The sequence below is a fragment of the Bacillota bacterium genome (genome assembly GCA_013177945.1).
Taxonomy (GTDB): domain Bacteria; phylum Bacillota; class DSM-12270; order Thermacetogeniales; family Thermacetogeniaceae; genus Ch130.
On sequence record JABLXW010000001.1, the window covers coordinates 207,718 to 234,556 of the forward strand.

At 47.5% G+C, this 26,839-nt stretch carries 27 protein-coding genes; 24 read left to right on the forward strand and 3 right to left on the reverse strand.

Features of this window, described 5'->3' with window-relative positions; all coding sequences use genetic code 11:
- Positions 1–24 precede the first annotated feature (24 nt).
- The 19 genes from infB (at position 25) to HPY58_01175 (ending at position 18,913) form a co-directional block, all read left to right on the forward strand.
- Positions 25–2,181, forward strand: a complete 2,157-nt coding sequence (gene infB / locus HPY58_01085; GenBank protein ID NPV28253.1) for a translation initiation factor IF-2 — start codon at positions 25–27, stop codon at positions 2,179–2,181.
- Between the two features lie 15 nt (positions 2,182–2,196).
- Positions 2,197–2,559 carry a 30S ribosome-binding factor RbfA gene (rbfA, locus tag HPY58_01090; protein NPV28254.1) on the forward strand — a complete coding sequence of 121 codons (363 nt, stop codon included), beginning with the start codon at positions 2,197–2,199 and terminating at the stop codon, positions 2,557–2,559.
- Complete coding sequence (locus HPY58_01095) at positions 2,556–3,542, forward strand: bifunctional oligoribonuclease/PAP phosphatase NrnA (protein ID NPV28255.1); 987 nt, start codon at positions 2,556–2,558, stop codon at positions 3,540–3,542. The genes rbfA and HPY58_01095 overlap by 4 nt, the downstream gene beginning before the upstream one ends.
- Positions 3,543–3,547: 5 nt before the next feature.
- Positions 3,548–4,486 carry a tRNA pseudouridine(55) synthase TruB gene (gene truB, locus HPY58_01100; protein NPV28256.1) on the forward strand — a complete coding sequence of 313 codons (939 nt, stop codon included), beginning with the start codon at positions 3,548–3,550 and terminating at the stop codon, positions 4,484–4,486.
- 16 nt (positions 4,487–4,502) lie between these two features.
- Positions 4,503–5,471, forward strand: a complete 969-nt coding sequence (locus HPY58_01105) for a bifunctional riboflavin kinase/FAD synthetase (protein NPV28257.1) — start codon at positions 4,503–4,505, stop codon at positions 5,469–5,471.
- A gap of 134 nt (positions 5,472–5,605) precedes the next feature.
- Entirely contained in the window at positions 5,606–5,827 is a 222-nt protein-coding gene (locus HPY58_01110; GenBank protein NPV28258.1) for a hypothetical protein, read from the forward strand.
- Positions 5,828–5,846: 19 nt separating this feature from the next.
- On the forward strand, positions 5,847–6,068 hold the full coding sequence (locus HPY58_01115; GenBank protein NPV28259.1) for a hypothetical protein: 222 nt from the start codon (positions 5,847–5,849) through the stop codon (positions 6,066–6,068).
- Positions 6,069–6,111: 43 nt separating this feature from the next.
- Positions 6,112–6,381 (forward strand): 30S ribosomal protein S15, encoded by a 270-nt coding sequence (gene rpsO, locus HPY58_01120; GenBank protein NPV28260.1) that lies wholly within the window; start codon positions 6,112–6,114, stop codon positions 6,379–6,381.
- A gap of 150 nt (positions 6,382–6,531) precedes the next feature.
- Positions 6,532–8,673 carry a polyribonucleotide nucleotidyltransferase gene (locus HPY58_01125; protein NPV28261.1) on the forward strand — a complete coding sequence of 714 codons (2,142 nt, stop codon included), beginning with the start codon at positions 6,532–6,534 and terminating at the stop codon, positions 8,671–8,673.
- Positions 8,674–8,828: 155 nt separating this feature from the next.
- Positions 8,829–9,494, forward strand: a complete 666-nt coding sequence (locus tag HPY58_01130) for a polysaccharide deacetylase family protein (GenBank protein ID NPV28262.1) — start codon at positions 8,829–8,831, stop codon at positions 9,492–9,494.
- A gap of 12 nt (positions 9,495–9,506) precedes the next feature.
- Positions 9,507–10,652 (forward strand): D-alanyl-D-alanine carboxypeptidase, encoded by a 1,146-nt coding sequence (locus HPY58_01135; protein ID NPV28263.1) that lies wholly within the window; start codon positions 9,507–9,509, stop codon positions 10,650–10,652.
- 54 nt (positions 10,653–10,706) lie between these two features.
- Positions 10,707–11,969 carry an insulinase family protein gene (locus tag HPY58_01140; GenBank protein ID NPV28264.1) on the forward strand — a complete coding sequence of 421 codons (1,263 nt, stop codon included), beginning with the start codon at positions 10,707–10,709 and terminating at the stop codon, positions 11,967–11,969.
- A 67-nt stretch (positions 11,970–12,036) separates the two neighbouring features.
- Entirely contained in the window at positions 12,037–12,327 is a 291-nt protein-coding gene (locus HPY58_01145) for a YlmC/YmxH family sporulation protein (GenBank protein ID NPV28265.1), read from the forward strand.
- 117 nt (positions 12,328–12,444) lie between these two features.
- On the forward strand, positions 12,445–13,248 hold the full coding sequence (locus HPY58_01150) for a 4-hydroxy-tetrahydrodipicolinate reductase (GenBank protein NPV28266.1): 804 nt from the start codon (positions 12,445–12,447) through the stop codon (positions 13,246–13,248).
- A 112-nt stretch (positions 13,249–13,360) separates the two neighbouring features.
- Positions 13,361–14,257 (forward strand): dipicolinate synthase subunit DpsA, encoded by an 897-nt coding sequence (gene dpsA / locus HPY58_01155; protein NPV28267.1) that lies wholly within the window; start codon positions 13,361–13,363, stop codon positions 14,255–14,257.
- A gap of 14 nt (positions 14,258–14,271) precedes the next feature.
- A complete protein-coding gene (locus tag HPY58_01160) occupies positions 14,272–14,865 on the forward strand; it encodes a dipicolinate synthase subunit B (protein NPV28268.1) in 594 nt (197 codons plus the stop codon).
- 82 nt (positions 14,866–14,947) lie between these two features.
- Positions 14,948–15,961: an aspartate-semialdehyde dehydrogenase gene (locus HPY58_01165; GenBank protein ID NPV28269.1), complete on the forward strand. Its 1,014-nt coding sequence runs from the start codon at positions 14,948–14,950 to the stop codon at positions 15,959–15,961.
- 24 nt (positions 15,962–15,985) lie between these two features.
- Positions 15,986–16,873: a 4-hydroxy-tetrahydrodipicolinate synthase gene (gene dapA, locus HPY58_01170; GenBank protein NPV28270.1), complete on the forward strand. Its 888-nt coding sequence runs from the start codon at positions 15,986–15,988 to the stop codon at positions 16,871–16,873.
- Between the two features lie 375 nt (positions 16,874–17,248).
- Positions 17,249–18,913, forward strand: coding sequence for a ribonuclease J (locus HPY58_01175; GenBank protein ID NPV28271.1), 1,665 nt, complete (start codon positions 17,249–17,251; stop codon positions 18,911–18,913).
- Between the two features lie 36 nt (positions 18,914–18,949).
- On the opposite strand, the gene HPY58_01180 is transcribed toward HPY58_01175, so the two are convergent.
- Genes HPY58_01180 through HPY58_01190 form a run of 3 tightly spaced genes read right to left on the reverse strand, consistent with a single transcriptional unit; the run spans position 18,950 to position 20,198 of the window.
- Positions 18,950–19,225 carry a hypothetical protein gene (locus tag HPY58_01180; protein NPV28272.1) on the reverse strand — a complete coding sequence of 92 codons (276 nt, stop codon included), beginning with the start codon at positions 19,223–19,225 and terminating at the stop codon, positions 18,950–18,952.
- Complete coding sequence (locus HPY58_01185) at positions 19,204–19,443, reverse strand: hypothetical protein (protein NPV28273.1); 240 nt, start codon at positions 19,441–19,443, stop codon at positions 19,204–19,206. The genes HPY58_01180 and HPY58_01185 overlap by 22 nt, the downstream gene beginning before the upstream one ends.
- Entirely contained in the window at positions 19,440–20,198 is a 759-nt protein-coding gene (locus HPY58_01190) for a translocation-enhancing protein TepA (GenBank protein NPV28274.1), read from the reverse strand. Before HPY58_01190 ends, HPY58_01185 begins: the two co-directional genes overlap by 4 nt.
- Positions 20,199–20,357: 159 nt before the next feature.
- On the opposite strand from HPY58_01190, the gene HPY58_01195 reads away from it, so the two are divergent.
- From HPY58_01195 to rimO, 5 genes are all read left to right on the forward strand, one after another.
- The gene (locus HPY58_01195; protein NPV28275.1) at positions 20,358–22,541 is read left to right on the forward strand and encodes a DNA translocase FtsK; all 2,184 of its coding nucleotides are present in this window, start codon (positions 20,358–20,360) and stop codon (positions 22,539–22,541) included.
- Positions 22,542–22,629: 88 nt separating this feature from the next.
- Positions 22,630–23,709, forward strand: coding sequence for a winged helix-turn-helix transcriptional regulator (locus tag HPY58_01200; protein ID NPV28276.1), 1,080 nt, complete (start codon positions 22,630–22,632; stop codon positions 23,707–23,709).
- 15 nt (positions 23,710–23,724) lie between these two features.
- The gene (gene mnmH / locus HPY58_01205; protein ID NPV28277.1) at positions 23,725–24,777 is read left to right on the forward strand and encodes a tRNA 2-selenouridine(34) synthase MnmH; all 1,053 of its coding nucleotides are present in this window, start codon (positions 23,725–23,727) and stop codon (positions 24,775–24,777) included.
- A complete protein-coding gene (locus HPY58_01210; GenBank protein NPV28278.1) occupies positions 24,774–25,499 on the forward strand; it encodes a helix-turn-helix domain-containing protein in 726 nt (241 codons plus the stop codon). The genes mnmH and HPY58_01210 overlap by 4 nt, the downstream gene beginning before the upstream one ends.
- A gap of 16 nt (positions 25,500–25,515) precedes the next feature.
- Positions 25,516–26,838, forward strand: coding sequence for a 30S ribosomal protein S12 methylthiotransferase RimO (rimO, locus tag HPY58_01215; GenBank protein ID NPV28279.1), 1,323 nt, complete (start codon positions 25,516–25,518; stop codon positions 26,836–26,838).
- The last annotated feature ends 1 nt before the right edge of the window (position 26,839 follow it).

Genomic DNA, 26,839 nt, shown 5'->3' on the forward strand with positions numbered 1-26,839 from the left:
ACCTGTTAAAATGGGGGTGATTTGATGGCAAAAACCCGTGTCCATGAGCTAGCAAAAGAATTGGATATGAACAGCAAGGATCTTCTTGCCCGTTTACATCAAATGGGGCTAACGGTAAAAAACCACATGAGCACCCTGGAGGACGAAGAAGTTAGAAGAGTTAAAAAGATTTTTGGCAAAAGTACTCAGGCGAAGTCTCCAAAGAAACCCGAGAGGAAGCCTGAACCTCAGGCTACGGAAAAATCCAGGTTTGATCGGGACGAATACCGGAGGCGGACTTTAGCCCGCAAAGAAGAGCAACGGCGTTCTCAAGAGCAAAGCCAGCGCAAGCTCCTTTCCAAAGTGGTGACAATTTCCTCCCGCAAGTCTTTAGGAAAACGCAGAAGGAAAGGAGCCAACAGAACCGCTGGCGAACTTCAACCCGCAAAAATTACGATCGGAAATACGATTACACCTCAAGAACTGGCCGATCGTCTGGGGATTAACGGGAGTGAAGTAGTGAAGAAACTAATTGAACTGGGGGTAATGGCCTCCCTGAACCAGGAAATCGATAGCGAAACGGCAATTCTGGTTGCAGAAGAATTCGGGGTGGAAGTTGAAGCCGAAGAAGAAAGCGCAGGGCTGGAAACGATTCTGGAGGATACCCCCGATCCGGAAGAACACCTTGAACCGAGACCGCCAGTTATTACAGTAATGGGTCACGTGGACCACGGGAAAACCTCTCTGCTCGATGCCATTCGCAAAACTAATGTTACTGCAACCGAAGCAGGAGGGATTACCCAGCATATCGGAGCGTATCAAGTTGAGTTGAAAGGCAAGAAAATCACCTTTTTAGATACTCCCGGTCACGAAGCTTTTACTGCAATGCGGGCGCGGGGGGCCAGGGTTACCGATATAGCCGTCTTAGTCGTAGCAGCAGATGATGGTGTAATGCCGCAGACCGTGGAGGCAATCAACCACGCAAAAGCAGCCGGAGTTCCAATTGTAGTTGCAATCAATAAAATCGACAAACCCCAGGCAAATCCGGACCGGGTAAAGCAGCAGCTTGCCGAACACGGTCTTGTTCCCGAAGAATGGGGAGGGAATACGATTTGCGTTCCCGTCTCTGCTGTCACGAAGGAAGGCCTGGACCAGCTCCTGGAAATGCTCTTACTTGTCGCCGAAATGGAGGAATTGAAAGCCAATCCGCGGCGTCCGGCGCGGGGAACCGTCATTGAAGCTCAGCTGGATAGAGGCAGGGGACCGGTAGCCACGGTGTTAATCCAAAAAGGGACCCTCGAAGTTGGTGACTACATCTTGGCAGGCACTGCCCACGGAAGAGTAAGGGCAATGATGGATTTCAAGGGCCGGAGGATAAAAAAGGCCACTCCATCCACTCCGGTGGAAATTCTGGGCCTTTCGGAGGTACCCAACGCGGGTGATTCTTTCTATGTGGTCCAGGACGAAAAACTGGCCCGCCAGATTGTAGGAGAAAGAATCAAACAAAAGCGGCAGCAGGATGTTTCAGCCCCCGGTAAGATTACCCTGGAAGACCTCTTTAAACAGATTCAACAAGGAAAAGTAAAAGAACTAAACCTCATTGTTAAAGCCGATGTTCAGGGCTCGGTGGAAGCCCTTACCCAGGCGCTTACCAAATTGAATACCCCGGAAGTGAGGATTAACCTCATTCATTCCGGCGTAGGCGCCATCACAGAAACGGATGTCATGCTCGCGAGCGCCTCCAATGGTTTGATTATCGGCTTTAACGTGCGGCCTGACAGCAATGCAAAAAAGGCTGCCGAACAACAAAAGGTAGAAATCAGGCTTTACCGCGTTATTTACGAAGCCCTTGACGATATCAAAGCTGCTCTGGAGGGGCTCCTGGAGCCTGAATTAAAAGAGGTTATTTTGGGGCGGGCCGAGGTGAGAGAAACTTTCCGCATTCCGAAGGTAGGTATAGTTGCGGGGTGCTACGTTTCGGAAGGAAAAGTGGCCAGAAACAGCAAGGCCCGCGTCATTCGTGACGGCATGGTAATCTACGACGGGAGCATCTCTTCCCTTAAGCGGTTCAAAGACGATGTCCGCGAAGTAGCCCAGGGCCATGAGTGTGGAATCGGGTTTGACAAATTCCAGGATCTGAAACAGGGTGATATCCTGGAAGTCTATACTGTGGAAGAGGTCAAGAGGGTGCTCCATACTTAAAAAGGGTGAAGCAAAGTGAACTTTCGTCCAAGTCGGCTTGCAGAAGAAATCAAGCGAGAGGTAACAGACATTCTCCGGCTCCAATTAAAGGATCCCCGCATCAGCAGGTTTATCAGCATTACGGATGTAGAGGTCTCAAAGGACCTGCGCCATGCCAAGGTGTTCGTGAGCGTATTTGGATCTGAGGAAGAGCAGGCGAAAACCCTGGAGGGCTTGAAGAAGGCCAGCGGCTTTATCCGGGCGGAACTTGGAAAAAGAATTCGCGTGCGGTACCTCCCCGAGCTTTCCTTTTGCTTCGATCCTTCAATCCAGCGGGGAATCAAGATTTCTCAAATTCTGCGCGAGGTTGCAAACAAAAGGGAGGCCGGGGACTCGTGAAGACCGATGAAGAAGCAGCAAGCATCCTTCGGGAATCCGGTGAGTTCCTGATTACCACCCATCTCAACCCCGACGGGGATGCGGTGGGTTCTCTGCTCGGCCTTGGCCTGGCACTTAAAAAATTAAATAAAAAAGTGGAAATGGTTTCTCCCCATCCCCTGCCCGGGAACTACCAGTTTCTCCCGGGAAGCGAATTCGTCCAACTCCCCTGCAATTTAAAAAAGCAGGTCTACGATGTGGGTGTCGTTCTTGACTGCACAGAAATAAACCGGGCCGGAAAGGACCTTGAAGAGATTCTCAGGAAATGCAAAAAGATAATTAACATCGATCACCATATCAGCAATACCAATTTCGGAAACATCAACGTGGTGGATCCCGCTGCTGCAGCAACCGGAGAACTTGTATTCAAAATTCTTACAGTGATGAGAGTTGAAATTACCCCGGATGTGGCTACAAATCTCTACTTTGCTCTGGCAACAGATACAGGTTCCTTTCAATATCAAAACACAACGCCCGGCTGCCACCGGACGGCGGCAACTCTCCTGGAGTTAGGGGCCGCCCAGGAGAAAATTCAGCAATTTTTAAACGAAAACCGCTCTTTAACAAGCCTTCGCTTGCTGGAAAAAAGCCTCGGCACCCTGTCGGTTAGTGAAAGCGGTCTGACCGCCTGGATGACAGTTTCTCAAAAGTTTCTCGAGGAAGTTGGCGGCAAGATTGAAGATTGTGAAGGGTTTATTGATTATCCCAAATCTCTTGCCGGGGTGGAAGTTGGAATTCTCTTTAAAGAACTCGCCGAGAACGAAATCAAAGTCGGCTTTCGTTCAAAAAACTTCCTGAATGTTAATCAACTTGCTGCCCTTTTTGGAGGTGGTGGCCACGAACGGGCGGCAGGCTGCACAATCCGGGGCCCTTTAAAAGAAGTGGAAAGAAGGGTTATTCAGGCAACAGAAGCATTCCTAACCCGAAGCAGGGGAGGGAAGTAAAACAAATGGATGGCTTGATTAATGTGCTGAAGCCCCCGGGTATCACCTCTCACGACGTGGTTTTGTACTTGCGGAAATTATTCCATACCCAAAAGGTGGGTCACACCGGCACACTTGATCCCGGTGCTGCTGGAGTGTTGCCGATCTGCCTGGGGCAGGGAACGCGGGTCGCGGAATACATGATGGAGAAGCCCAAGCGCTACCGCGGGGAAATGGTGATCGGAATTCGTACCGAAACATTCGATGCAGGAGGAAAAGTTACCTTCAGACATGCCCCGGTTCAGGTGGAGCCCAGACAAATCGAAGAAATTTTCAAAAGTTTAACCGGAGAAATCAAGCAGGTTCCGCCGATGGTTTCAGCAGTTCACTGCCAGGGAAAGAGGCTCTATGAACTGGCGCGGCAGGGAAAAACAGTGGAACGCAAGCCGCGCAAGGTTACGGTTTACTCATTTGAAATTCTTCGCGTCGATAATCAACATCCATATCCCCGAATTTTATTCGACATCGAATGCTCAAAAGGAACTTACGTAAGAAGCATCTGTGCCGAAGTCGGTGAAAGGTTGACCTTTGGCGCCTACCTTTCTTTTTTAATCCGGACTGCAAGTGGACCCTTCCATCTCGAAAAGGCGTTTACGCTAGAAGAAATTAAGGAGCTTTGGGAAAAAGGGGATTGCTCTTTTCTTCTTCCCGTAGATTATGCTTTACAGGATTTGCCTGCTTTCACGGTTAAGGAGCAGGCGATACGTAATATCGTTAACGGCTTGCCTCTTGCCCCTTCAGGAATTATGGGAGGAATTGGCAATACCAATCTGCCTCCCCTTGTTCGTCTCTATGCACCCAATGGCATTTTTCTTGCGTTAGGGGAGCATCAAAGCCGCCCTGGAGGAAACTGGTTTTACAAACCAAAAAAGGTCTTCCAATTCTGGCAAAAGCAGAAAAATTAAAAAGGGGTTCGTGGTCATGAAGGTGATTGAAAAGTTGGATCCAGTGCCTTTCCCGGATAAAAAGCTCGTTGTGGCCCTTGGCAACTTTGACGGCGTTCACCTTGGACACCAGCATCTGTTAAGGGAAATGGTTAAATTTTCCTGCAAGATAAAAGCAGTCCCGGCCGTTCTCCTTCTCCATCCCCATCCTTTAAAAATCCTGGACCCCAAAAAAGCGCCGAAAATGCTCCTCGACTTTAACAAAAAGATTGAATTGCTTGAATTGCTGGGCATTAAAGCGGCTTTTATTATTCCTTTCAACGAGGATCTGGCCCTGCTCAGCCCTGAACAATTTATCGAGGAAATTTTAATTAATAAACTCAGGGTATTTGGAGTTTACGTTGGTTTCAATTACCGGTTCGGACGGGCCGCTCAAGGTACACCTGAACTCCTTGTTCGCTATGGAAGGAAATTTAATTTTCTCGTTGCCGTTATTCCTCCTACCACGGTGGAGGGCACCCTGGTGAGCAGCACCACAATTCGGGCCGCCCTGGAGGCAGGCAATATTACCTGGGCCAGGCAATTGCTGGGATACTGGCCAGTCATAAAAGGAACTGTAGTTCAGGGAAACCAACGAGGGAGGTCGCTTGGATTCCCTACCGCCAACATTGCATTACCGCCTGACCTGATTGTTCCCGGTTCCGGAGTCTATGCGGGGCGCGCCTACCTGGAGGGAAAATACTACCCGGCAATTGTAAATGTCGGCTACCGCCCTACCTTTGATGATACAAGCAGAAAAACTATTGAGGCACATTTGTTAAACTACCGGGGGCTTGCCTACGGCAAAGAAATTGAGGTGGAACTGTATCAGAGACTGCGAGATGAACAAAAATTCAACAACACTCAGGAACTGGTTCAGCAAATCAAAGAAGACATCCAAAACGCCATTTCCATTTTCGAAAAGCAGGGAAATTCCTGCGCTTTCCTGCCAAAAAAACAGGTATAATCGCCCCGTCTCTTCCGTATATTTTTGTAATGGATAAGGCCAACTGCAGCCGTGAAGTGAAGATTTACAGAAGGTTTAAACTGTGATAAGATAGGATTAATAAATAAAATTAAGAAAATTAAGGGGGAATCCATTTGGGACTTCCGGTGATCGACGAGTATCACCAGGATCTCAAAAAAATTGTGCAGCGAATTTCCCATATTTGCATGAGTGAGGAATTCCTCGCTCTAAAAAAAGAACTGGAAATAATTTATGCCGACTGTGGTGCAGAACATGCCTCAATTCTTGCTTTTCAAGATGCTCTCTACGCGCTGATCGCCCAGGAGGAGCTGAATTTGCGTCAGTTCAGGGTTTAGGGCGAGGAGCAGATTGTTGATGAAGGTTATTATTACCGAACACGCGAAAAAAAGGTTAAATGACCTCCGTCAAGAAAAAATCACAATTGATGACATCATCCGGGCTGCAAGAGAAATTCCTGCACAGGTCCCAAGTGCTGCAAGGTTCCGCGGTTTCTTTGCAAAGTCGGGCCGGATGTTTGACCTGGTGGTCAAGGACATTCCTGCCGGACGCCTTGTAATCACAATTATCGGCAAGTAAAATACAAGTAGCATAGAATCTTTAACAACAGGGAGGTATCGAATTGGTTTTCAGCCCTACGGTCAAAAAAGAAATAATTCAAAAATATCAAATTCATGAACGGGATACCGGCTCTCCTGAAGTCCAGATTGCCCTTCTAACAGAAAGAATCAATTACCTGACCGAACACCTTAAAGTCCACCGGAAGGACTTTCATTCACGAAGAGGCCTCCTCAAAATGGTAGGCCAGAGGCGCGCTCTTTTAAATTATTTGAAGGAAAAAGATTCCTTCAGATACCGGAACATTATTGAGAAGCTTGGCTTGCGCCGGTAATTCAAAAAGAGAGCGGTTCACCGCTCTATAATTATTCTTAAGTTGCATTAACAGTTAAACGATGAATCCAAAACATAGACCAGGAAAAATCTAGAGTAACCACACGATTAATACCCAAAAAGTTATTTCTTTGGTAACAGGAGGTAGATCATGCACAAAACATTCCAAATGATTCTTGGCGGCCGTCTTCTAAGCATGGAAATAGGCAAGGTAGCCAAACAGGCCAATGGCGCAGTGCTGACACGTTACGGCGATACAGTGGTTCTGGTTACGGCAACAGTTTCAAAAGAGCCGCGGGAGGGAATCGACTTCTTTCCTCTGCTGGTAGATTATGAAGAACGTTTATACGCAGTCGGAAAAATCCCGGGAGGATTTATAAAAAGGGAAGGGCGCCCAAGCGAGAAGGCCATCTTAACTGCAAGGCTTATTGATCGCCCGATTCGCCCCCTCTTTCCAGAGGGATTTCGCAATGATGTTCAGGTTGTAGCAACGGTATTATCCGTCGATCAGGACTGCCCTCCCGACATCACAGCAATGCTTGGGGCTTCCACGGCTCTTTCCATTTCCGACATTCCCTTTGCAGGCCCAATAGGAGGCGTCATTGTAGGAAGGGTAGATGGAGAGTTTGTCATCAACCCTACCCTCGCCCAGTCAGAAAAAAGTGAAATGCATCTTGTAGTCGCCGGCACAAAAGAAGCAGTTCTCATGGTTGAAGCCGGCGCGAAGGAAGTTCCTGAAGATGTAATCCTTGAGGGAATAGAGTTCGGGCATCAGATAATTCAGGAAACAATCAAATTTCAGGAAGAAATTGTGCGAGCGGTAGGAAAAGAGAAACTGGTCATCCCGGTCTACAAGGTGGAACCAGAAATAGAGGAAGCAGTGCGCGCCTATCTTGCCGATAAAATTTCCGCTGCAGTGAGAAATCCCGATAAACTCGCAAGGCAGGAAGCCATCGACAAATTAGAAGAAGAAACCGCCGCCTATTTCTCCGAAATTTATCCCGAGCAGATAAAAGCCGTTAAGGAAGTATTTACGAAGGTCCTTAAAGAAACCGTCCGCCAAATGATTCTCGAGGAACGAACTCGCCCCGACGGGAGAAGTCTGGCGGAGATCAGACCAATCTCCTGCGAGGTCGGCATTCTGCCACGCACCCACGGGAGCGGTCTTTTCACAAGAGGACAAACCCAGGTCCTCACAGTAGCAACGCTTGGAGCTGTGAGCGATGAGCAGATTTTGGATGATTTAGGAGTTGAGGAATCAAAAAGGTATCTGCACCATTACAATTTTCCTCCTTACAGTGTAGGAGAAACAAGGCCAATCCGGGGGCCGGGGCGCCGGGAAATCGGGCATGGAGCCCTTGCCGAAAGGGCACTGGAACCCGTTTTACCAAAGGAAGATGTGTTCCCCTATACGATTCGCCTTGTATCCGAAGTTCTTGAGTCCAACGGTTCCACCTCAATGGCAAGCGTTTGCGGAAGCACTCTGGCATTAATGGATGCTGGAGTTCCCATCTCGGCGCCTGTAGCAGGAATCGCGATGGGCCTTGTCACTGACTCCGATAACAACCGGTTTGCCATTTTAAGCGACATCCAGGGAATCGAAGATGCGCTTGGAGACATGGACTTCAAGGTGGCAGGAACAAGAAAGGGAATTACCGCCCTCCAAATGGATATTAAGGTCAAAGGTGTCTCTCAAGAGATTTTACAGCAAGCGCTTGACCAGGCAAGAGAGGGAAGGTTATTCATTCTCGAAAAAATGCTCGAGGTGATTCCTGAACCCCGAAAGGAACTTTCTCCTTATGCCCCGCGCATTATTACGATGATGATCGATCCCGACAAAATCCGGGACGTCATCGGCCCTGCCGGAAAGACGATTCGCAAGATCATCGAGGAAACAGGAGTTCAGATCGACATCGAAGATGACGGGAGAATATTTATTGCAGCAACAGATGCAGAATCCGGTCAGAGAGCAGTGCACATTATTGAATGCCTTACCCAGGATGTTGAAGTAGGAAGAATATACATGGGCAAAGTAGTGCGCCTCATGGATTTCGGGGCCTTTGTAGAAATTATTCCAGGCGTCTTAGGATTGCCAGGAAAAGAGGGTCTTGTCCACATTTCCCAGCTAGATGAACGCAGAGTAAGCAGAGTAAGAGATGTACTTAAAGAGGGGGACGAAATTCTCGTCAAAGTAATCGAAATCGATAAACAGGGCCGGATCAATTTATCCCGCAAAGAAGCAATTAGAAGCCTTCGAAACAAATCAGAAAAGAATAAATCAGAAAAATATTAAAAATAAACCGAAAAAAATCGGTTTATTTTTTATTTTGATGCTACCTTTTAATATCTATCTCTCCTTCCGAATATATAATTTTAGAGAATCGGAGGGAGGGAGAAGAATTGTTTTTCTTTTACCGCATCAGGCGGAAGGCGCTTCCTCTTTTTTTTATGTTTGTAGCTTTCTGTTCGGGTCTTTATGTGTTAACCAACCACTCCGCGGAAAAAACCTTTCTCGACAGGAGGCCAATTTATCAGGGAAACAACGCAAGAAAATCTGTTGCCTTCACGGTGAACGTAGACTGGGGGGAAGAGCACCTTCCTCAAATGCTTGCCGTTTTTGATAAACATAAAATTAAAGCAACATTTTTTGTAACAGGACGCTGGGCCAGGAACAACCCCCAACTGGTCCGGAAAGTCGCCAGAGCAGGGCACGAAATTGGAAATCACAGTTTTTCTCATCCCCATGTGAACAATTTAAATCTGGAAGACAACATCAAGGAAATTGCGCAAACTGCGGAAATTATTTATGATCTCACAAAAAGGAAAACTAAATTTTTTGCTCCCCCCTATGGAGAATACAACGAAGTTGTCTTAGAAGCAGCCCGCAGGTTAAATCACCGGACGATCCTCTGGACCGTTGATACCCTGGACTGGCAAAAACCTCCACCGGAATGGATCACCTCGCGAGTTTTAACGAGGGTGCACAACGGCGCGATCATCCTTATGCATCCTACAGCTTCAACTGTAAAAGCACTCTCCGAAATTATTCAGAGTCTCGCCGCCCAGGATTATCAGATAGAGCCTTTGGAAAAACTAATTTCGAATAAGTCTTAAAAGTTGCCCTTGTTGAAGGAGCGGAACCTTTTGCTGGGAAAGGATCTCAGGTATTCCCGACTTGTCTGGTGCCAGATTTTAATTATTATCTCATTATTAATCAAACCGGTTTCTCCTGCAGCAGCCAGTGCTCCCCAGCTTACGGCAGATGCCGCCATTTTAATGGATTATCGAACAGGCCAGGTTCTTTACAGCAATCACGCAACCCAGCAGCGCCCCCCTGCCAGTACCACAAAAATCCTCACCGCTCTGCTCGGTCTGGAACTGGGCTCGAAAAAAGAAATTGCTGCTGTCAGCCGGAATGCCTCACGCACTGGAGGAGCAAGCCTCTCCTTAAGAGAAGGCGATTCTTTTTACCTCAATGATATAATCAAAGGTGCTTTAATCAGTTCCGGCAACGACGCCGCGGCAGCAATCGCCGAACACATAGGGGGAAACAGGGAGCTGTTTGCCTGCTTAATGAATTACAAGGCTAGAGTAATCGGAGCCAGCCGGAGCCAGTTTTTTAATCCCCACGGCTTGCCTTGCCCCGGCCACCATGCCACAGCCTACGATCTTGCCTTAATTACTCGTTATGCTTTGAAAAATAAAGATTTTCAGGAGATTGTAAAAACCCGAACCGGAACGATTCGCGAACTGAAAACAGGCAGTTTAATTCTCCTAAGTAATACAAACCGGTTGCTCTGGAGCAAATACCGCGATCTTCAAGTCATCGGGGTAAAGACGGGGACAACAAGCGAGGCAGGCCAGTGCCTGGTCGCGGCAGCAGAACATAAGGGCCGAACCTTAATCAGCGTTGTCCTCCACAGCCATGATCGCTACGCTGATACTTTAAACCTCCTGAATTACGGTTTTAGAAAATGCCACTGGTTTAAAATTGCAAAAGGAGAGCCTCTCCTGGCATTGCCGGTCTGGAACGGAAAGTTTTCTGCTGTAGGAGTCGGTCCAGATGCCGATTTTGAATTTCCGGTCAACCCGGAACAGCTACCTTTTCTTGAGAGAAGAGTCCGCCTCGAGCCCTTTTTAAAGGCACCTTTTAAAGCTGGAACGAAGGCAGGAACACTGGAAATTTTCCTGAAAGAGAGGCTCCTTTTTAAAACAGACCTGGTGACCCTAACAGCAGTACCCCGGCAGAACTGGTTTAAAAAAGGAGTTTAATCAAAAGATGCAGAACGAGAATAAAAATATATCTGCCGGGTAGGGAGGTTTTAAATGTACAATAAAACCGTTTTGAGCAACGGGATACGGATTGTAACTGAGGAAATGCCGGGAGTCCGTTCCGTTGCTTTTGGCGTCTGGATTGGAACAGGTTCCCATTATGAAGATGCATCGGAGGCAGGAATCTCACACCTGATCGAACACCTTCTCTTTAAGGGCACCCAAAAACGGACTGCAAAAGAAATTGCCGAGGCTATTGAATCTGTAGGCGGCCAGCTCAACGCTTTTACAAGCAAAGAATACACCTGTTATTACGCCAGGGTTTTAGACGAACACCTGCCCCTTGCAATAGATGTCTTGGCAGATATGTTTTTTTCTTCCCTTTTTACTCCTGAAGATATCGAGCGGGAAAAAAGGGTGGTTCAGGAAGAAATTCGGATGTACGAAGACTCTCCTGACGAAATCATTCACGACATTTTTGCACAAACGATCTGGGATGGGCACCCCCTTGGCCGTCCGGTAATCGGTACGAGGGATTCGGTCGCTGCTTTATCGCGGGAAAAAATAATTTCCTTTTATCAGAAGTACTACCGTCCTGCCAATCTGGTGCTGGCCCTGGCCGGTAACATCAAGCACGAAAGGGCCGTCTCCCTCCTGGAACCCCTTTTCGCTCAAGGAACACCCGGAGAGGCTGTCGAATATTCCACAACTCCGCCTCAACCCCGTGCGGTTTTTAAGCACTTTTATAAACCGCTGGAACAGGTACAACTTTGCATGGGGGTGCCGGCCCTCTCTCAAAAAGATGAACGGATTTACGCCCTGCAAATTTTAAACAGCCTCCTGGGTGGGGGAGCAAGCTCCCGCCTGTTTCAAAAAATCCGGGAAGAACGCGCCCTTGTCTATTCCATATACAGCTATTATACGGCTTTTCGTGATACCGGATTATTTGTAATCTATGCTGCAACAAGCCCGGATAATTTTGACGACGTGCTGGAGTTGAGCTGGCAGGAGATCAGGAGGATTGCTGAGGACGGGATCTCTCCTGAAGAATTGACCCGAAGCAAAGAACAAATTAAAGGAAGCATCCTGCTGGCTTCAGAAAATGTCATCCATAGAATGCACCGTTTGGGAAAATCTGATTTAATCTACAACCGCTTGATTACAACGGAAGAGATTCTGGAAAAAGTATTCCGTGTAAACCGGACAGAGATCCAGGAACTGGCACAAGAACTCCTGGATCCGGGCAGGTTCACCGCAACTGTACTGGGCAATCTGGATGTAGAGCGGATATCCCTTCCCTGGGCAAAGGAGTTTTAGCATAATCCCGATTGTTAAAACATAACATTATGGAAGGGAATGACTCTGGTGCGGGAGGGAACTTCGATTGAGACTCAGTGAGCTCGGAGGCAAGGAAATAATCAATATTTTTGATGGCGCTCGTTTGGGTACAATTGGAGACTCCGACCTTGTAATTGATCCCGAAAGCGGAGAAATTGAATCGATTATCCTTCCGCAGCGTACGAATTTCTTTAACTTCTGGATCGATCGCCAGGACCTGGTAGTGCCCTGGGAGACCGTTAAAAAAATCGGAAGCGAAGTAATTATAGTAGAGCTCGACCGAACATATACTCTTTATAGAAAAAAAATTAAACAATCCAGCCCGGGTTTGAAATAAAACCCGGGTTTTTGTTTTGAGGCGCGATTATTGACAGAAAGCTTCGTTTGTACGAGAATATAAGGCAAGATCAACGTGAGGGGAATTTTTTCTTCAGGATGAAAGGATGGGGTTAAGGTGGGCGAGGAAATCCGGGTAGTTGTTACCGGAGCCGCCGGAAGAATGGGGCAAGAGGTAATTAAAGCCGTTCTTAAAGAAAAAGATTTAAAGCTCGTGGGAGCCGTAGATGTGAGAGAAGTTGGGACCGACATCGGAGAAATGGTTGGTCTGCCAGGCCATGGAATTGCAATTCAGGCAGAGTTGCGTAAAGTTTTAGAAGACAATCATGCCCACGTTCTGGTTGACTTTACGAACCCTCAAGCTGTAATCAAAAACGCCATCACTGCTCTCAACTACGGTGTCTCCCCGGTAATCGGCACGACAGGCTTGGATGAGGTTGAGATCGAAGAACTCCGGAAACTTTCCGAAAAGTCAGGTCTGGGGGTTTTGATTGCTCCGAATTTTGCCTTAGGCGCGGTTCTCATGATGGACTTTGCCCGCCGCGCAGCCCGTTATTTCAAACATGTGGAGATCATCGAACTTCACCACGATCAAAAAATCGATGCACCTTCCGGCACCGCGCTTAAAACCGCCCAGATGATTGAAGCAGAAAGAGAACCTTTTCGCCAGGGGCATCCGGATGAATACGAGAAAGTCCCGGGGGCTAGAGGTGGAGAGTGGAAGGGGATCAGAATCCACAGCATCCGTCTACCCGGTCTGGTTGCTCACCAGGAGGTGATTTTTGGTTCCCTGGGACAGGTGCTGACCATACGCCATGATTCTCTAAGTCGGGAATCTTTTATGCCCGGAGTCATCCTGGGAATTAGAAAAATCCGCCAGTTGAAAGGAGTGGTAATCGGATTAGAAAAAATTCTGGACTAGGGCTTTAAATTATTCAAAGCACGTCCGTTGAGAAGCATTAATGGGCACCTTCTCCCCTCCCAACTCATATACTGTAAACGCCAGCAAAAGGTGAGTGAAGGAGGGGAGTAAGATGGGCTTGGATCTGAAGGGTATTAAGATCGCAGTCATTGGAGGAGACCAGCGGCAACTTTTTTTAATTCCGGAACTTGTCCGCTTGGGTGCAGATGTCACCGCTGTGGGATTCCTCCCCTGTCCCGGATTGAGCCAGGTCCAACTTCATGGAACCCTTGAAGCTGCCTTAAAGGATGCTCATGTCCTGATTCTCCCTGTACAGGGTACGGATCCTGAAGGAAGAATTAAAACACTTGACGGCAACTGCAGTCTTACCTTCACCTCTGAAATTGCAAAAACTATCCCAGCCGGCACCCTCGTCATCATCGGCTCCGCAAGAGAAATTCTGCGCAACCGGGCAATTGAATACGGGTGGAAGCTAATTGAAATCGCCGATTTGGACGAAGTTGCCATCTTAAATGCAATCCCTTCTGCCGAGGGTGCGCTCCAAATTGCAATGGAGCAATTGCCAATTACAATTCACAATAGCAAATCGTTCGTTCTCGGCTTTGGGCGTCTGGGCAAAACCCTGGCGCGCATGCTGCAGGGTATTGGAGCGCAGACAACGGTGGTCGCAAGAGGACGTGCTGACCTGGCGCGCATTTTTGAAATGGGTTACCGCCCGGTCTCATTTGCCGAACTGCCCCAGGTCATCTCTGAAGCAGAAATAATCTTTAATACCGTTCCTGCCCTGATCTTAGATGAGCAGATGCTTTCTTTGCTCCAAAAAGACGCCCTTATCATCGATCTTGCTTCACATCCGGGGGGAACAGATTTCGCCGCCGCAAAAAAATTGGGCATCCAGGCAATCCTTGCGCCAGGCTTGCCCGGTAAGGTAGCGCCTAAAACAAGTGGCAAGATCCTTGCCCGGGTTATTCCCCAACTTATTCTCCGTGAACTATCGAGAATAGGTTAAGGGAGGTGCCTGGAATGCGTCTCAAAGGAGTGCGTGTGGGGTTTGTGGTAACGGGTTCCCACTGTACCATCCAAGAAATCCTCAGGGAAATCGAAAAAATTGTGGCAGAAGGAGCAGATGTTTTTCCTGTTGTTTCCTATTCTGTAAGTACAACAGATACACGTTTTGGAAAAGCCTCTGACTGGTGTAACAGGCTTCAAGAAATAACGAAAAAGGCTGTTATCAAAACAATTGCGGAGGCAGAACCAATTGGGCCCGGAAAATCATTCGATGTGCTGGTTGTTGCCCCCTGTACAGGAAACACCCTGGCTAAGCTGGCAAATGGAATTACAGATACCCCTGCCTTGATGGCAATTAAAGCCCATTTGCGCAATCAGCGCCCGGTCGTCATTGCGGTTTCCACAAATGATGGGCTCGGCCTTAATGCCAAAAATATTGCAACTCTACTCAACGCAAAAAACATTTACATGGTGCCTTTCGGTCAGGATAACCCGTTCGCTAAACCGAACTCTCTTGTGGCACACATGGAAAAAATTATCGACACCGTTTGTCTGGCTCTGGAAGGAAAACAGATCCAGCCTGTTTTAGTAGAATATAAAAACAATTAGATTCTTGTAGACTCTTGCGCGACAGGAGGACATCACTCCTTCTCTCTAAATGATTAAAGAAACAATTTCAGGAGGGAACGGGATGGCAAAGAACTATCGGGTTGCTGTGGTTGGCGCTACAGGAGCAGTTGGTCAGGAGATCCTTAAGGTCCTCCAGGAGCGCGATTTCCCGATCAGCGATCTCAAGCTGCTGGCCAGTCCCCGGTCAGAGGGGAAAAAACTTAAATTTGGGTCTGAAGAACTCACAGTTCTGCAAGCCAAACCTGAAACTTTTACAGGAGTTGAAATTGCCTTTTTTGCAGGGGGCCCCATCAGCAAAGAACTCGTCCCTGAAGCTGTGAAAAGGGGAGCGGTTGCGATAGATAACAGCAGTGCTTTTCGGCTCGAACCCTGGGTTCCCCTGGTTGTCCCCGAGGTTAATCCCGAAGATCTCGAAAATCATCAGGGTGTAATTGCCAATCCTAACTGTTCTACAATTATTCTGGTTGTACCGCTCAAACCGATTCACGACGTAGCCCGCATTAAAAGGGTGGTTGTCTCTACCTACCAGGCGGTTTCAGGTGCCGGAAGGGAAGCCATTGAAGAATTGCTTCTGCAAACCAGGCAGGTATTGGCAGGCGAACCCGTTAACCCTCGAGTTTTTCCTTATCAAATCGCCTTTAATCTCATCCCCCACATAGATACTTTCGGAGAAAACGGCTATTCACGCGAGGAAATGAAGCTTCTCCTGGAAACCCAAAAAATCCTTCATGATCAAGAAATCAAAATTACTGCAACAACGGTGCGTGTGCCGGTGATCAGGAGCCACTCGGAATCGGTAAATATTGAAACCGAGAGGAAACTTACACCTGAAGAAGTTCGGGAAATCCTGGGACGGGCCCCCGGCGTTGTTATTCAGGATGATCTGCCAAATCTACAGTATCCGATGCCGCTTTATACTTCCCACCGTGACGAGGTTTTCGTGGGAAGAATCAGAAACGATTTTTCTCACGAGCAAGCGTTAAATTTGTGGATCGCGGCCGATCAATTACGCAAAGGCGCGGCAACTAATGCTGTTCAAATCGCAGAAATCCTCGTCAACCGTAATCTACTCTAAAAAATTTTTTGAGGGGTGACAGAGATGAAGGATTTCGGGCGTGTTTTAACCGCAATGGTTACTCCTTTTACAGAAAGCGGTGAGGTAGCTTACGAACAGGCTGCAACCCTGGCGCGTTACTTAGTGAAAACCGGGTCGGACGGAATTGTTGTTTCAGGGACTACCGGCGAATCACCTGTTTTGACCAAAGGAGAAAAAGAGAGGCTCTTCGCCGTTGTCAAGGAAGCCGTAGGGGATCAAGCAACAGTAATCGCCGGCACCGGCTCAAATAACACAAAGGATTCCATTGAATTAACCAAAATTGCCGAAAAGGTTGGAGTTGATGGAGTTATGCTTGTAACTCCTTACTATAACAAACCAAGTCAGGAGGGTCTATACCAGCATTTCAAGGCCGTTGCTCAGGAAACCAGCCTCCCTGTAATCGTATACAACGTCCCCGGGCGAACATCGGTCAACCTTTTGCCGGGAACAGTGAAAAAACTCGCTGAAATCGAAAACATCGTTGCTGTTAAAGAAGCAAGCGGGAGCCTTGATCAGGTCGCAGAAATCAGGCGAACAACGCCCCAGGACTTTATAATTTACAGCGGAGACGACTCCCTTACCCTGCCAATGCTGGCACTTGGCGGTCATGGTGTCATCAGTGTTGCCTCACACGTCGCAGGAAAATTAATCAAAGAAATGGTTACGAACTTTATTGCTGGAAAAGTGGAGGAGGCAAAGGAGATTCATCTAAAACTCTACCCCCTTTTCAAAGTTTTATTTATTACAACAAACCCTGTTCCTGTTAAGGCAGCTGTTAAGCTTGCCGGGATCAACGTAGGGCCCCCGCGGCTTCCCCTGGTTGAAGCAACAAGCCAAGAGGTGGAGGCAATTGAGAAAGTAATGAAGGATTTGGATCTGATAAAAAACTAAATCCGATTCCAGTTCCTGCTCGAGGGGGGCCTTTTACCGGGAGGCGGCAGACCTTTTTGCTCACAAGAGTTTCTTCTATCTCCAGCCGGTCAGCTCAACGGTATTAGCCCATCCGGCGTTCGACCCTTGCCTGGGCAGCTAACCACCGAGATTCACTTGTAATTTGAACTGCAAAGAAGTATAATAAAAGGCGAAGGGAACGGTTGTGCTGGTGAGGTAAACCTACCTTTAGAATTACGAGGTAGGTTTTTTCGTTGTCCGATCTGTTCAAGCAGCCAAACAGGGAAAAGACGTGCTATGAAAAAGCCAATGACTTTGAGTTAATTAAAGCTCTAATACCATTAAGAACTAACTATAGTACAAGGGGGTGAAAAAATGAAAGATGGGAATTCCGTAATGATCATTCCGCTGGGAGGACTTGGCGAGATCGGAAAAAATATTATGGCCTTGCGGATTCGAAATAATATTATCGTGGTCGACGGGGGTCTCATGTTTCCCGAAGATGAAATGCTTGGAATCGATCTGGTGATTCCGGACATCTCGTATCTCCTCGAAAACAGAGAGTACGTTCGAGGAATTCTTCTAACCCATGGCCACGAGGACCACATTGGAGCCCTTCCGTATATATTGAGAGAACTTAACGTACCAATTTACGGAACCAGGCTAACACTGGGTTTAGTTGAAGCAAAATTAAAAGAAAGCAATTTTGAAGAGCCGGTTAAAACCCGGTGCATCCGCCCGGGAGATTCCGTCGAACTCGGCCCTTTTCATGTTGAATTCATCAGGGTCAGCCACAGCATAGCCGACGCCGTTGCCCTGGGCATTAAAACTCCCTTTGGGACGATTGTTCATACGGGGGACTTCAAGCTGGATCAGACACCGGTTAATAATGAAACTACAGATTACCACAAATTTGCGGAACTCGGAAGAGAGGGGGTGCTCGTCCTCTTATCGGACAGTACAAATGCCGAAAGGCCCGGCTACACTTTGTCCGAACGGGTTGTAGGAGAAACCTTCGACAAAACCTTTCGTAATGCACGAGAGCGCATTATCATTGCCTGCTTTGCGTCTAATATTCACCGCATTCAGCAGGCGATTACAACCGCTCATAAGTACAATCGAAAAGTGGCTGTCGTCGGAAGAAGCATGATCAACGTTGTCAACATTGCTTGGGAACTGGGGTACCTCGAAATTCCTCCGGGAACCCTGGTAGACCTTGATGAAATTCAGCTCCTCCCGAAACACAAGGTTGTCATTTTAACCACGGGAAGTCAGGGTGAACCCATGTCCGCTTTGACGAGAATGGTAATGTGCGATCACAAGAGAATCGAAATCATCCCGGGTGACACTGTTATAATTTCGTCAAGCCCGATTCCCGGCAATGAAAAATTAATCCACCGGACCATTGATCATCTGTTCCGGCAGGGCGCGGATGTCATTTACGAACCCTTCTCGGGGGTCCATGTTTCCGGCCACGCAAGCCAGGAAGAGTTAAAATTGATGATCAATCTTGTCAGACCCAAGTTTTTCATTCCCATCCATGGCGAATACCGGCATTTAATAAAACATGCCCAGCTTGCCAGGGAAGTGGGAATTCCGCCGGCGAACATTTTTGTTGCTGAAAACGGACAGGTCCTGGAATTCAACTCCGAACAGGGAGCAGTTGCCGGAAGAGTAACTGCAGGGAAGGTCCTGGTCGATGGACTGGGAATCGGAGACGTGGGAAACATCGTCCTGCGGGACCGGAAACAACTTTCTCAAGATGGAATTTTTATCATTGTGGTGACAATTAATAAAGAAACAGGAGCCGTTATTGCCGGTCCTGATATTGTCTCACGGGGGTTTGTATATGTGCGCGAGTCTGAAGAATTGCTTGAAGAGGCCAAAGAAAAGATCCGCCATATCCTCAAACAGTGTGAGGAGGAGCAAACCACGGAATGGGCTGCAATAAAATCTTATATGCGGGAAATCGTGGGGAAGTTCCTCTACGAGCGAACCCGGCGCAGACCAATGATCCTGCCCATTATCATGGAGGTGTAATTGACAAGGGCAGCGACGCCCCTGTGAAGTCGAAGTCTACCTTGATAAAATCCTGCAATCAGGACAGCCTTTCCCGCTCCAGAACCTTTCCTTTTCTTCCTCGCTGAATGAAAAGTGAATGCTGGATACAGACCAAATCACACCACAAACAGGGCAGATCACAGATCCGCTCCTGTCAATTATCGAGATTCCGTCAAATTCGCAGGGAATATCGTCCTTTAAAAACAAATGCCCTTCCTCCTTGAAAAAAGTTGCTGCACATATTATAACAAAATGTTTAAAAAGCAGCATCAGGAATATGAAAAAGGGCATTTATACAGACTAAAGAGGGATATCTCCCGCCCCGGCTGATATTCTGGCCTCAGGTAAACATTGGGGTCAGAACTCCTGATCTGGACGATTTTTCCTATCCCTGGCCCTGTAGGCTGAATTACAAAGGTTATTCCGGAAAATTCGACTTCCTGGTACGAGGGAACATTTCCCTCCGATGCCCAGATCAACTCAAGAGGAAGAGGAGTATAAAGGATCACCGAGCCACCCCTTTTCCTCTTTTTGTTTCCTGTATCATCTCCTGCAATTTTCTGATCGCATCACCGAGCCCTCCCACATTGTCAATTAATCCTACATCCACCGCATCTCTCCCCACAAGAACCGTTCCGATATCCCGCGCCAGTTCCCCGGTCCGGAACATCAACTCCCGGAATTTCTCCTCGGTAATACGCGAGTGCCTGGCAACAAATCGGACCACTCTGTCCTGCATCTTATCCAGGTACTCATATGTTTGTGGAACTCCAATTACCAAGCCGCTCAACCTTATTGGATGGATTGTCATCGTGGCAGTTTCAGCAATAAAGGAATATCGAGCACTTACCGCTACCGGAACCCCGATTGAATGACCTCCTCCTAAAATAAGAGAAACCGTCGGCTTGGACATGCTCACGATCATTTCTGCAATCGCCAGTCCGGCTTCAACATCTCCCCCCACTGTATTCAAAACAATTAAAAGTGCTTCTATTTCCGGGTTTTGCTCTACAGCCACCAGTTGGGGAATGATGTGCTCGTACTTTGTAGTTTTGTTCTGCGGGGGGAGCACCAGGTGCCCTTCAATCTGACCTACTATCGGGACACAGTGGATATTGGTTTTTACATTGGGAATGTTCAATTGTCCGAATTCCTTAATGGCATCGATCTTCCTTACCCCTTGTATTTTACGCTTTTCAGGCTGGGGAGGACTCTGAGGTTGACGGGTTATTCGGGGATCTCGCGGCTCACCACGTAGCTCCATAGGCATTCCCTTCTCAAGGCAAATTTCTAAGTTTTATTATGTTCGCTCTCCCACAAATAATTCGCAGGATCCCGAGCAAAAATATTTTCCTTGTTGGCAAGAAGTGTTATAATTTGGGAAGAATGGAAGGATACAAGGAGGAAGGCCGTGGCTCCCAGAATTAAGCAAGAAGCAAAATTAGCACATGAAAAATTAAAGTATGAAATTGCAGGAATCTTAATTCTGGCCCTTGCCCTTTTTGTTTTCCTCAGCCTCTTTACCCAAACGGGTATCATCGGGAGTTTCCTCAAGCAGCTACTCGCTTTGACAACTGGTGAGAAGGGAGTTTTTGTTGTTCCCTGGGTGCTCGCTTTCTTTGGATTCAACCTTTGCTGGAACCGCAGGCCATTGACCATGAATCCCCGTACCTGGGGAGTTTTGCTCTTCTTTTTGATCGCAATGACAGGATTTCACCTTCTTTTCTTTCCGGCTCAACCTCTATCCAGAAACGAAATCATCAAGTATTTGTGGAGAGCCGGTCTTGAGGGGAAGGGCGGAGGCATTTTAGGTGCCGCTTTCAGCATCATGGCTGTTTTTCTTTTTGGCCGGCATGGTGCTTATATCCTCGTCATTGCCCTGTGCGGTATCGATCTCGTCCTCCTCACAGGTATTTCTACAAAGAAAATTCTTAAATATTTAGGAAGCGGGTGCTTAAAAATAGGAGGTATCATTAAAGCAAAAACATTAAATTTCCTTTTTATTGAAGAAGAAACTCAACCTGAAGAAAAAGAAAAGGAAAAAGAAAAAGAGGAAGAGAACCCATCGCTTCCTGTTATTATCGATTATAATTCTCCTTCGGATGCCAAAGAGCAACCGGAAAACCTTCCCGAGCCCACAGAAGAGAAACAACAAGAGTCTCCTGGTTTTCCAAAATATGAATTGCCTCCTCTGACCTTGTTAACCCGTCCTCTGAAAGTTAAAAGCAGCCGTCTCAATAAAGAAATCATCGAAAATGTTCGGATACTTGAAGAGACCCTGGAAAGCTTTGGGGTGAAGGTCTGCGTTAGCCAGGTGCACCGGGGGCCTGCAATTACCCGCTATGAGATTCAACCGGCACCCGGAATAAAGGTAAGCAAAATCATCCGGCTCGCCGACGATATCGCTTTAAGCCTTGCAGCCCCCGATGTTCGAATCGAAGCTCCGATCCCCGGTAAAGCGGCGCTTGGAATCGAGGTGCCAAACAAAGAGGTGACCCCTGTTTACCTGCGGGAAATTCTCGAAACCAACGAGTTTCAGAATGCCTCCTCCAAACTTACGATTGCTTTGGGAAAAGATATTGCCGGCAATCCGCTTGTTGCAGATCTGGTCAAGATGCCGCATCTTTTGATAGCAGGGGCCACCGGCTCGGGAAAAAGCGTCTGCTTAAACACCATTATTTGCAGTATTCTCTTTAAAGCAACCCCTGACGAAGTGAAGTTTTTGCTGATAGACCCTAAAATGGTGGAATTGATCATGTACAACGGAATTCCCCACCTCCTTGCGCCAGTTGTTACAGAGCCGAAAAGAGCAGCCGCCGCTTTAAAATGGACTGTGAGAGAAATGGAAAGCCGCTACGAACTATTCGCCTCCTTGGGAGTTCGTGATATCAACCGGTACAACTCCCAATTTTGCGGCGCCCAGGAGCAGAAGCAGTACCTTCCTTTACCGTACATCGTTGTGGTTATAGATGAGCTGGCAGATTTAATGATGATCTCCCCTGTTGAAGTGGAAGATGCCATTTGCCGTTTGGCCCAAATGGCGCGCGCCGCTGGGATCCACCTCGTTGTTGCAACCCAGCGCCCCTCAGTTGATGTCATTACCGGTGTGATTAAAGCAAATATTCCTTCCCGGATTGCCTTTGCCGTTTCTTCTCAAACGGACTCCCGCACCATCCTTGATTTGAATGGTGCTGAAAAGCTGCTGGGGAAAGGAGATATGCTTTTCCTGCCCGTGGGAGCAATTAAACCCATCAGAATCCAGGGGGCGCTTGTGACCGATAACGAAGTTGAAGAAATCGTCACTCATGTTTCAAAACAGAGAAAACCCTTTTACCCCACAGAGATTCCGGAATGGACGGAGGCCGCAAACCGGGAGGATGACGACTTCGGTGATCCCCTTTTTAAGGAGGCGGCAAGGCTTGTAATAGAAATGGGGCATGCCTCTGTTTCTCTTCTTCAGCGACGTTTCCGGATCGGTTACTCCAGAGCTGCCAGAATTATGGATATTCTTGAGGAAAAAGGCATTGTGGGGCCCTTTGAAGGGTCAAAACCCCGGGGCATTTTAATGAATCTGGAACAATTTTATAAATACTATGGTGGAAAATAGCTTTTCCTTCTTGTCTTTTTCACAAAAATTTTGATATCATTAATTAAACAATAATTCAGAGAACTGAACTATTGTTAATGGGGAAAAAATGAGCCATCTAACCGAGCGGGAAAAGCAAATTCTTGCTTATTTAAAAAAGGACCCCATGATTTCCCAGGATGAGCTTGCCGCGAAAATGCAGATTTCGCGTTCCGCTGCCGCCGTCCACATTTCCAACCTGATGCGGAAAGGGTACATTTTGGGGAGGGGTTATATTTTTAACGAACGGAGCGGTGTTCTCGTTATCGGAAAAACCTGGATCGAAATTCGCGGAGAGATCACCGGTGAAGCGCCTGCGGGAAAGGTTGTAATGGAATACGGCGGGTTTGGGTATCTCCTCGCTCAAGAACTGGCCAGGTTCCGGGTTGAGCCAACCTTGCTCACTTTTCTCGGACGTGATGAAATTGGAGATCAGATTTATAACAACCTCCTCCAGAAAGGGGTTAAAGTTCAGCACATCATCAGAAACCCTGCATTCTCCAGCGGAAAACGCATCGTAGTAAAAAGGGGAGAGGAACTTCTTCTCGAGGTCGAGGAGATGGATATTGCCCGGAGCCTGACCCAGAAAGTCCTCTCCACAAAAGAAGAGCTTTTGAGAACAACAAAGGTGCTGCTAATTGATGGAACTTTGCCCTTCCAGGAAATCGAATACCTCATCACCAAGATAAAACAGTACAATATCGCAGCCTCCATTGTAGGCTGCTCTCTTAACTGGCTCCAGAAGAAGGAACTCCTCAGCTGTCCCCAGCTCTTTTTAGTTTGTCGCCACCAAGAAATCCAAGAGCTGGAAGGGGTCCCTCTGGGAACTGAACCTGAAGCTTTTTTCCCCTCCTGCCGGAGAATTATTAATCAGGGTCTGCAGGCACTTATCGTTATTCTTGAAGAACAGGGTTTGCTTCTTGTTACCAAAAAGGAAACGATGTATTTTCCGGTTTTACCTCTTCATACCTCGGGATCTCCTTTGAGCATTACGGCAGGAATTGCCGGAGGGCTTGCAGCAGGCTATGAAATCCGGCTGGCAGTACGCCGGGCCATGGGCATTCAGGACTCTCAGCAGCCAGGCCGTTCACGGAGCCAGAAGGAAAGAACCCCCGGCTCTTTAGAATTTGATGAAAGCAGTTTGAAGTAAAGTGTGGGAAATCAAATGATCGAGATGGTAACTGTCGAAGAGATTTTCAAGAAACCTGATGCAGTTTTGATAGATGTCCGGACTAAAACCGAATATACAGAAGGTACAATTCCAGGCGCAATCAACCTTCCTTTGTTTGATGAGGCGGAACGGAGTGAAATCGGGATCATATATCGGATGTTAGGGCCTGAAAAGGCACGGATGAGGGGGTTGGCTCTCGCCTCTCCCAAACTTGTTCGTTTAGCCGAGTTGCTCCAGCCTTACCGCAACCGGGAACTCGTCTTGTTCTGCTGGCGGGGTGGACTGAGGAGCCAGGCACTCGCCTCTGTTCTAAAACTGGCAGGATTTCAGTGTTCCTATTTAAAGGGGGGTTATAAAGCTTATCGCCGCCATGTAATTTCATACCTGGCAGAATACCAATATAAACAGAAATTTGTCGTCCTGGAGGGCCTTACGGGAGTCGGGAAAACAGAAGTTATCCAGTTCTTAAAGGAAATGAAGGAACCGGCAATTGATCTCGAAGACCTCGCAGGTCACCGGGGTTCGGTTTTCGGCCATATCGGTTTCACCGCTATGCGCTCTCAAAAAGATTTTGAAGCATTGCTTGCCCTTGAACTGGAAAGACTCAAAGAGTCAAAATACCTTATTGTCGAGTGCGAAAGCCGGCGGATAGGGAATATCTATCTCCCAACCCCTTTCTTCGAAGCGATGCAAAGGGGAACACGGATTCTTCTTTACGATCGATTTGAGGAGAGGGTAAAGAGGTTGGTTGCAACATACCTTGCCACACAAAAGGACAACTGCGACCTCGAAAACGCGGTTTCTCACCTTCAAGTACGTTTGGGGAAACGAAAAACCGCATTTCTCTGTAATCTGCTCAACAAGCAGGATTACGAGGCGGCAGTAGGGTTTTTACTCCGGGAATATTATGACCCCCTTTACCACTTTCCGGACGGTCCCAGTGAAAGCTACCCTATTTCGGTGTGCAGCCGGGATCCCGTTAAGGCCGCCTGGGAAATTAAAAAGTACCTGAAAAAGTTTATTAAATTTATGGGGAGGGCATCATGAAAATCGGTGAACTTTTGCGAACAAACCGGGAAAAAAGAGGACTTTCCCTCCTTGATGTCGAAAATGAAACAAAAATTAGGGCCAAGTATCTAGCTGCCCTGGAATCAGAAAACTTTGAAGAGATCCCCGGCGAAGTCTACCTTTTAGGTTTTCTTCGCAACTACGCCCGCTATCTTGACCTGAATCCAGACGAAATTATCAGTCAATATAAATCCCGAACGAAAAAGAGCAACCAGGAAATCATTCCGCCACCTGTTCAAGGTGCAAGGGAACCAAATATATTAATTGACAAACTCTCAAAATTCGCCTCGCTTTTAAAAAATAAAGCCCTTTTTATCGGAGTAATTCTGGCTTTTACAGGAGTTTTGCTGATCTTTGCGATCCTCGGGCTAGCTTCTAACAAAAAGACTGCACCGCCTGCTCCAGTTTCTCCTCCGCCCTACAAGAACCAGTTGCCCCCCTCGCCTCCGGTCAAGCGAGAGGGGGTTGAAGTAAAGCTGGTGGGGAAAGAGCTATGCTGGATCCAGGTAAAGGTTGACGGAAAAGAAGAGTTTTCCGGTTTCCTCAACCCTGAAGAAACCAAAAAATTTCAGGCTCAAGAGGCAATCTGGCTAAAACTGGGAAACGCCGGAGGGGTTGTAGTTTTTTACAACGGGAAGGGGATTCCCCCTCTCGGCCAACGCGGTGAAGTAGTCGTCAAAGAATTTGTTAAATCGGAGTGAGAAGGGCAAACGATACATGAAACTTGTCAGCATGATCAGTCTCGGCTGCCCCAAAAATCTTGTTGAGAGCGAAACAATCCTTGGCCTTCTGGCCGCTTCCGGATATGCCATCACCCCATCGCTCGAAGACGCCGAATTAATAATTGTTAATACATGCAGCTTTATCAGACCTGCCGTGAAAGAAGCCCTCAACGCAATTTCTTACTCTTCCCAATTCAAAAAAAAGGGAGCCTGCCGCTGTCTTGTGGTGATGGGGTGTTTACCCCAGCGCTACGGCCCCCAGCTGGCCGAATTGATCCCTGAAGTTGATGTCTGGTTGGGCGTTAATGCCGCCCCTGTGTTACTTGGATCCCTTCAAAAAGCCCTGGCCGGGGAAAAGGTGTTAAACTGCCCCTCTCCCCATCGGGAACCAGATTCCGGTTCCCCCCGACTTTTAACAACACCTCCTTCTACAGCCTATCTTAAGATCGCGGAGGGATGTTCTCACTTCTGTTCTTATTGTCTCATTCCTCACCTGAGGGGCCCTTTGAAAAGCAGACCCCTGGAAGCCATTTACCGGGAAGCCTGCCAATTAGCAGAGAATGGAGTCAAAGAGATCATCCTGGTGGCTCAAGATACAGGTTCGTACGGAAAAGATCTGTTCGGATCCCCTTCTCTGAATCTTGTTTTGAAAAAACTCGCTCAAATACCGCAACTCGAGTGGATCAGAATTCTCTACCTCAATCCAACCTCTTTAACGCCTGAACTTGTTGAAGTCATAAAATACGAAACAAAAATCTGCCGCTACCTTGATGTTCCCTTTCAGCACGCAAATCAGGAGATACTCCGTAAAATGAAAAGAAAGGGGAGCCTTGAGGAACATCTCCGGCTCGTTGATTATTTAAGATCTGCCTTTCCTGATTTAACTTTGAGAACCACTCTGATGATAGGGTTTCCAGGGGAGAACGAACACGCTTTCCGCGAACTTTTAAGCTTTGTCGAAAGAGCTGAATTCGAGCGCCTGGGAGTTTTTCCCTATTACCACGAAGAAGGCGCCAGATCTTTTCGATTCCCCGAAACCGTATCCTGGTGGGAAAAAAAGAGGCGGTGTCGGATTCTCCTGCAACTCCAGCGGGAAATCTCACGAAAAAAGAACAGAAAACTGGTTGGAAGAGAACTGAAGGTTTTAATCGAAAAAGATTTAGGAAACGGCGTTTACCTGGGTCGCAGCTTCCGGGAGGCCCCGGAGGTTGACCCCAAAATTATTGTTAAAGCAAAAAATTTGTCTCCCGGGAATTTTGCAAAGGTCAAAATCACCCAGGCATATACCTTCGATCTTGCAGGAATTGAAGTGGAATAGC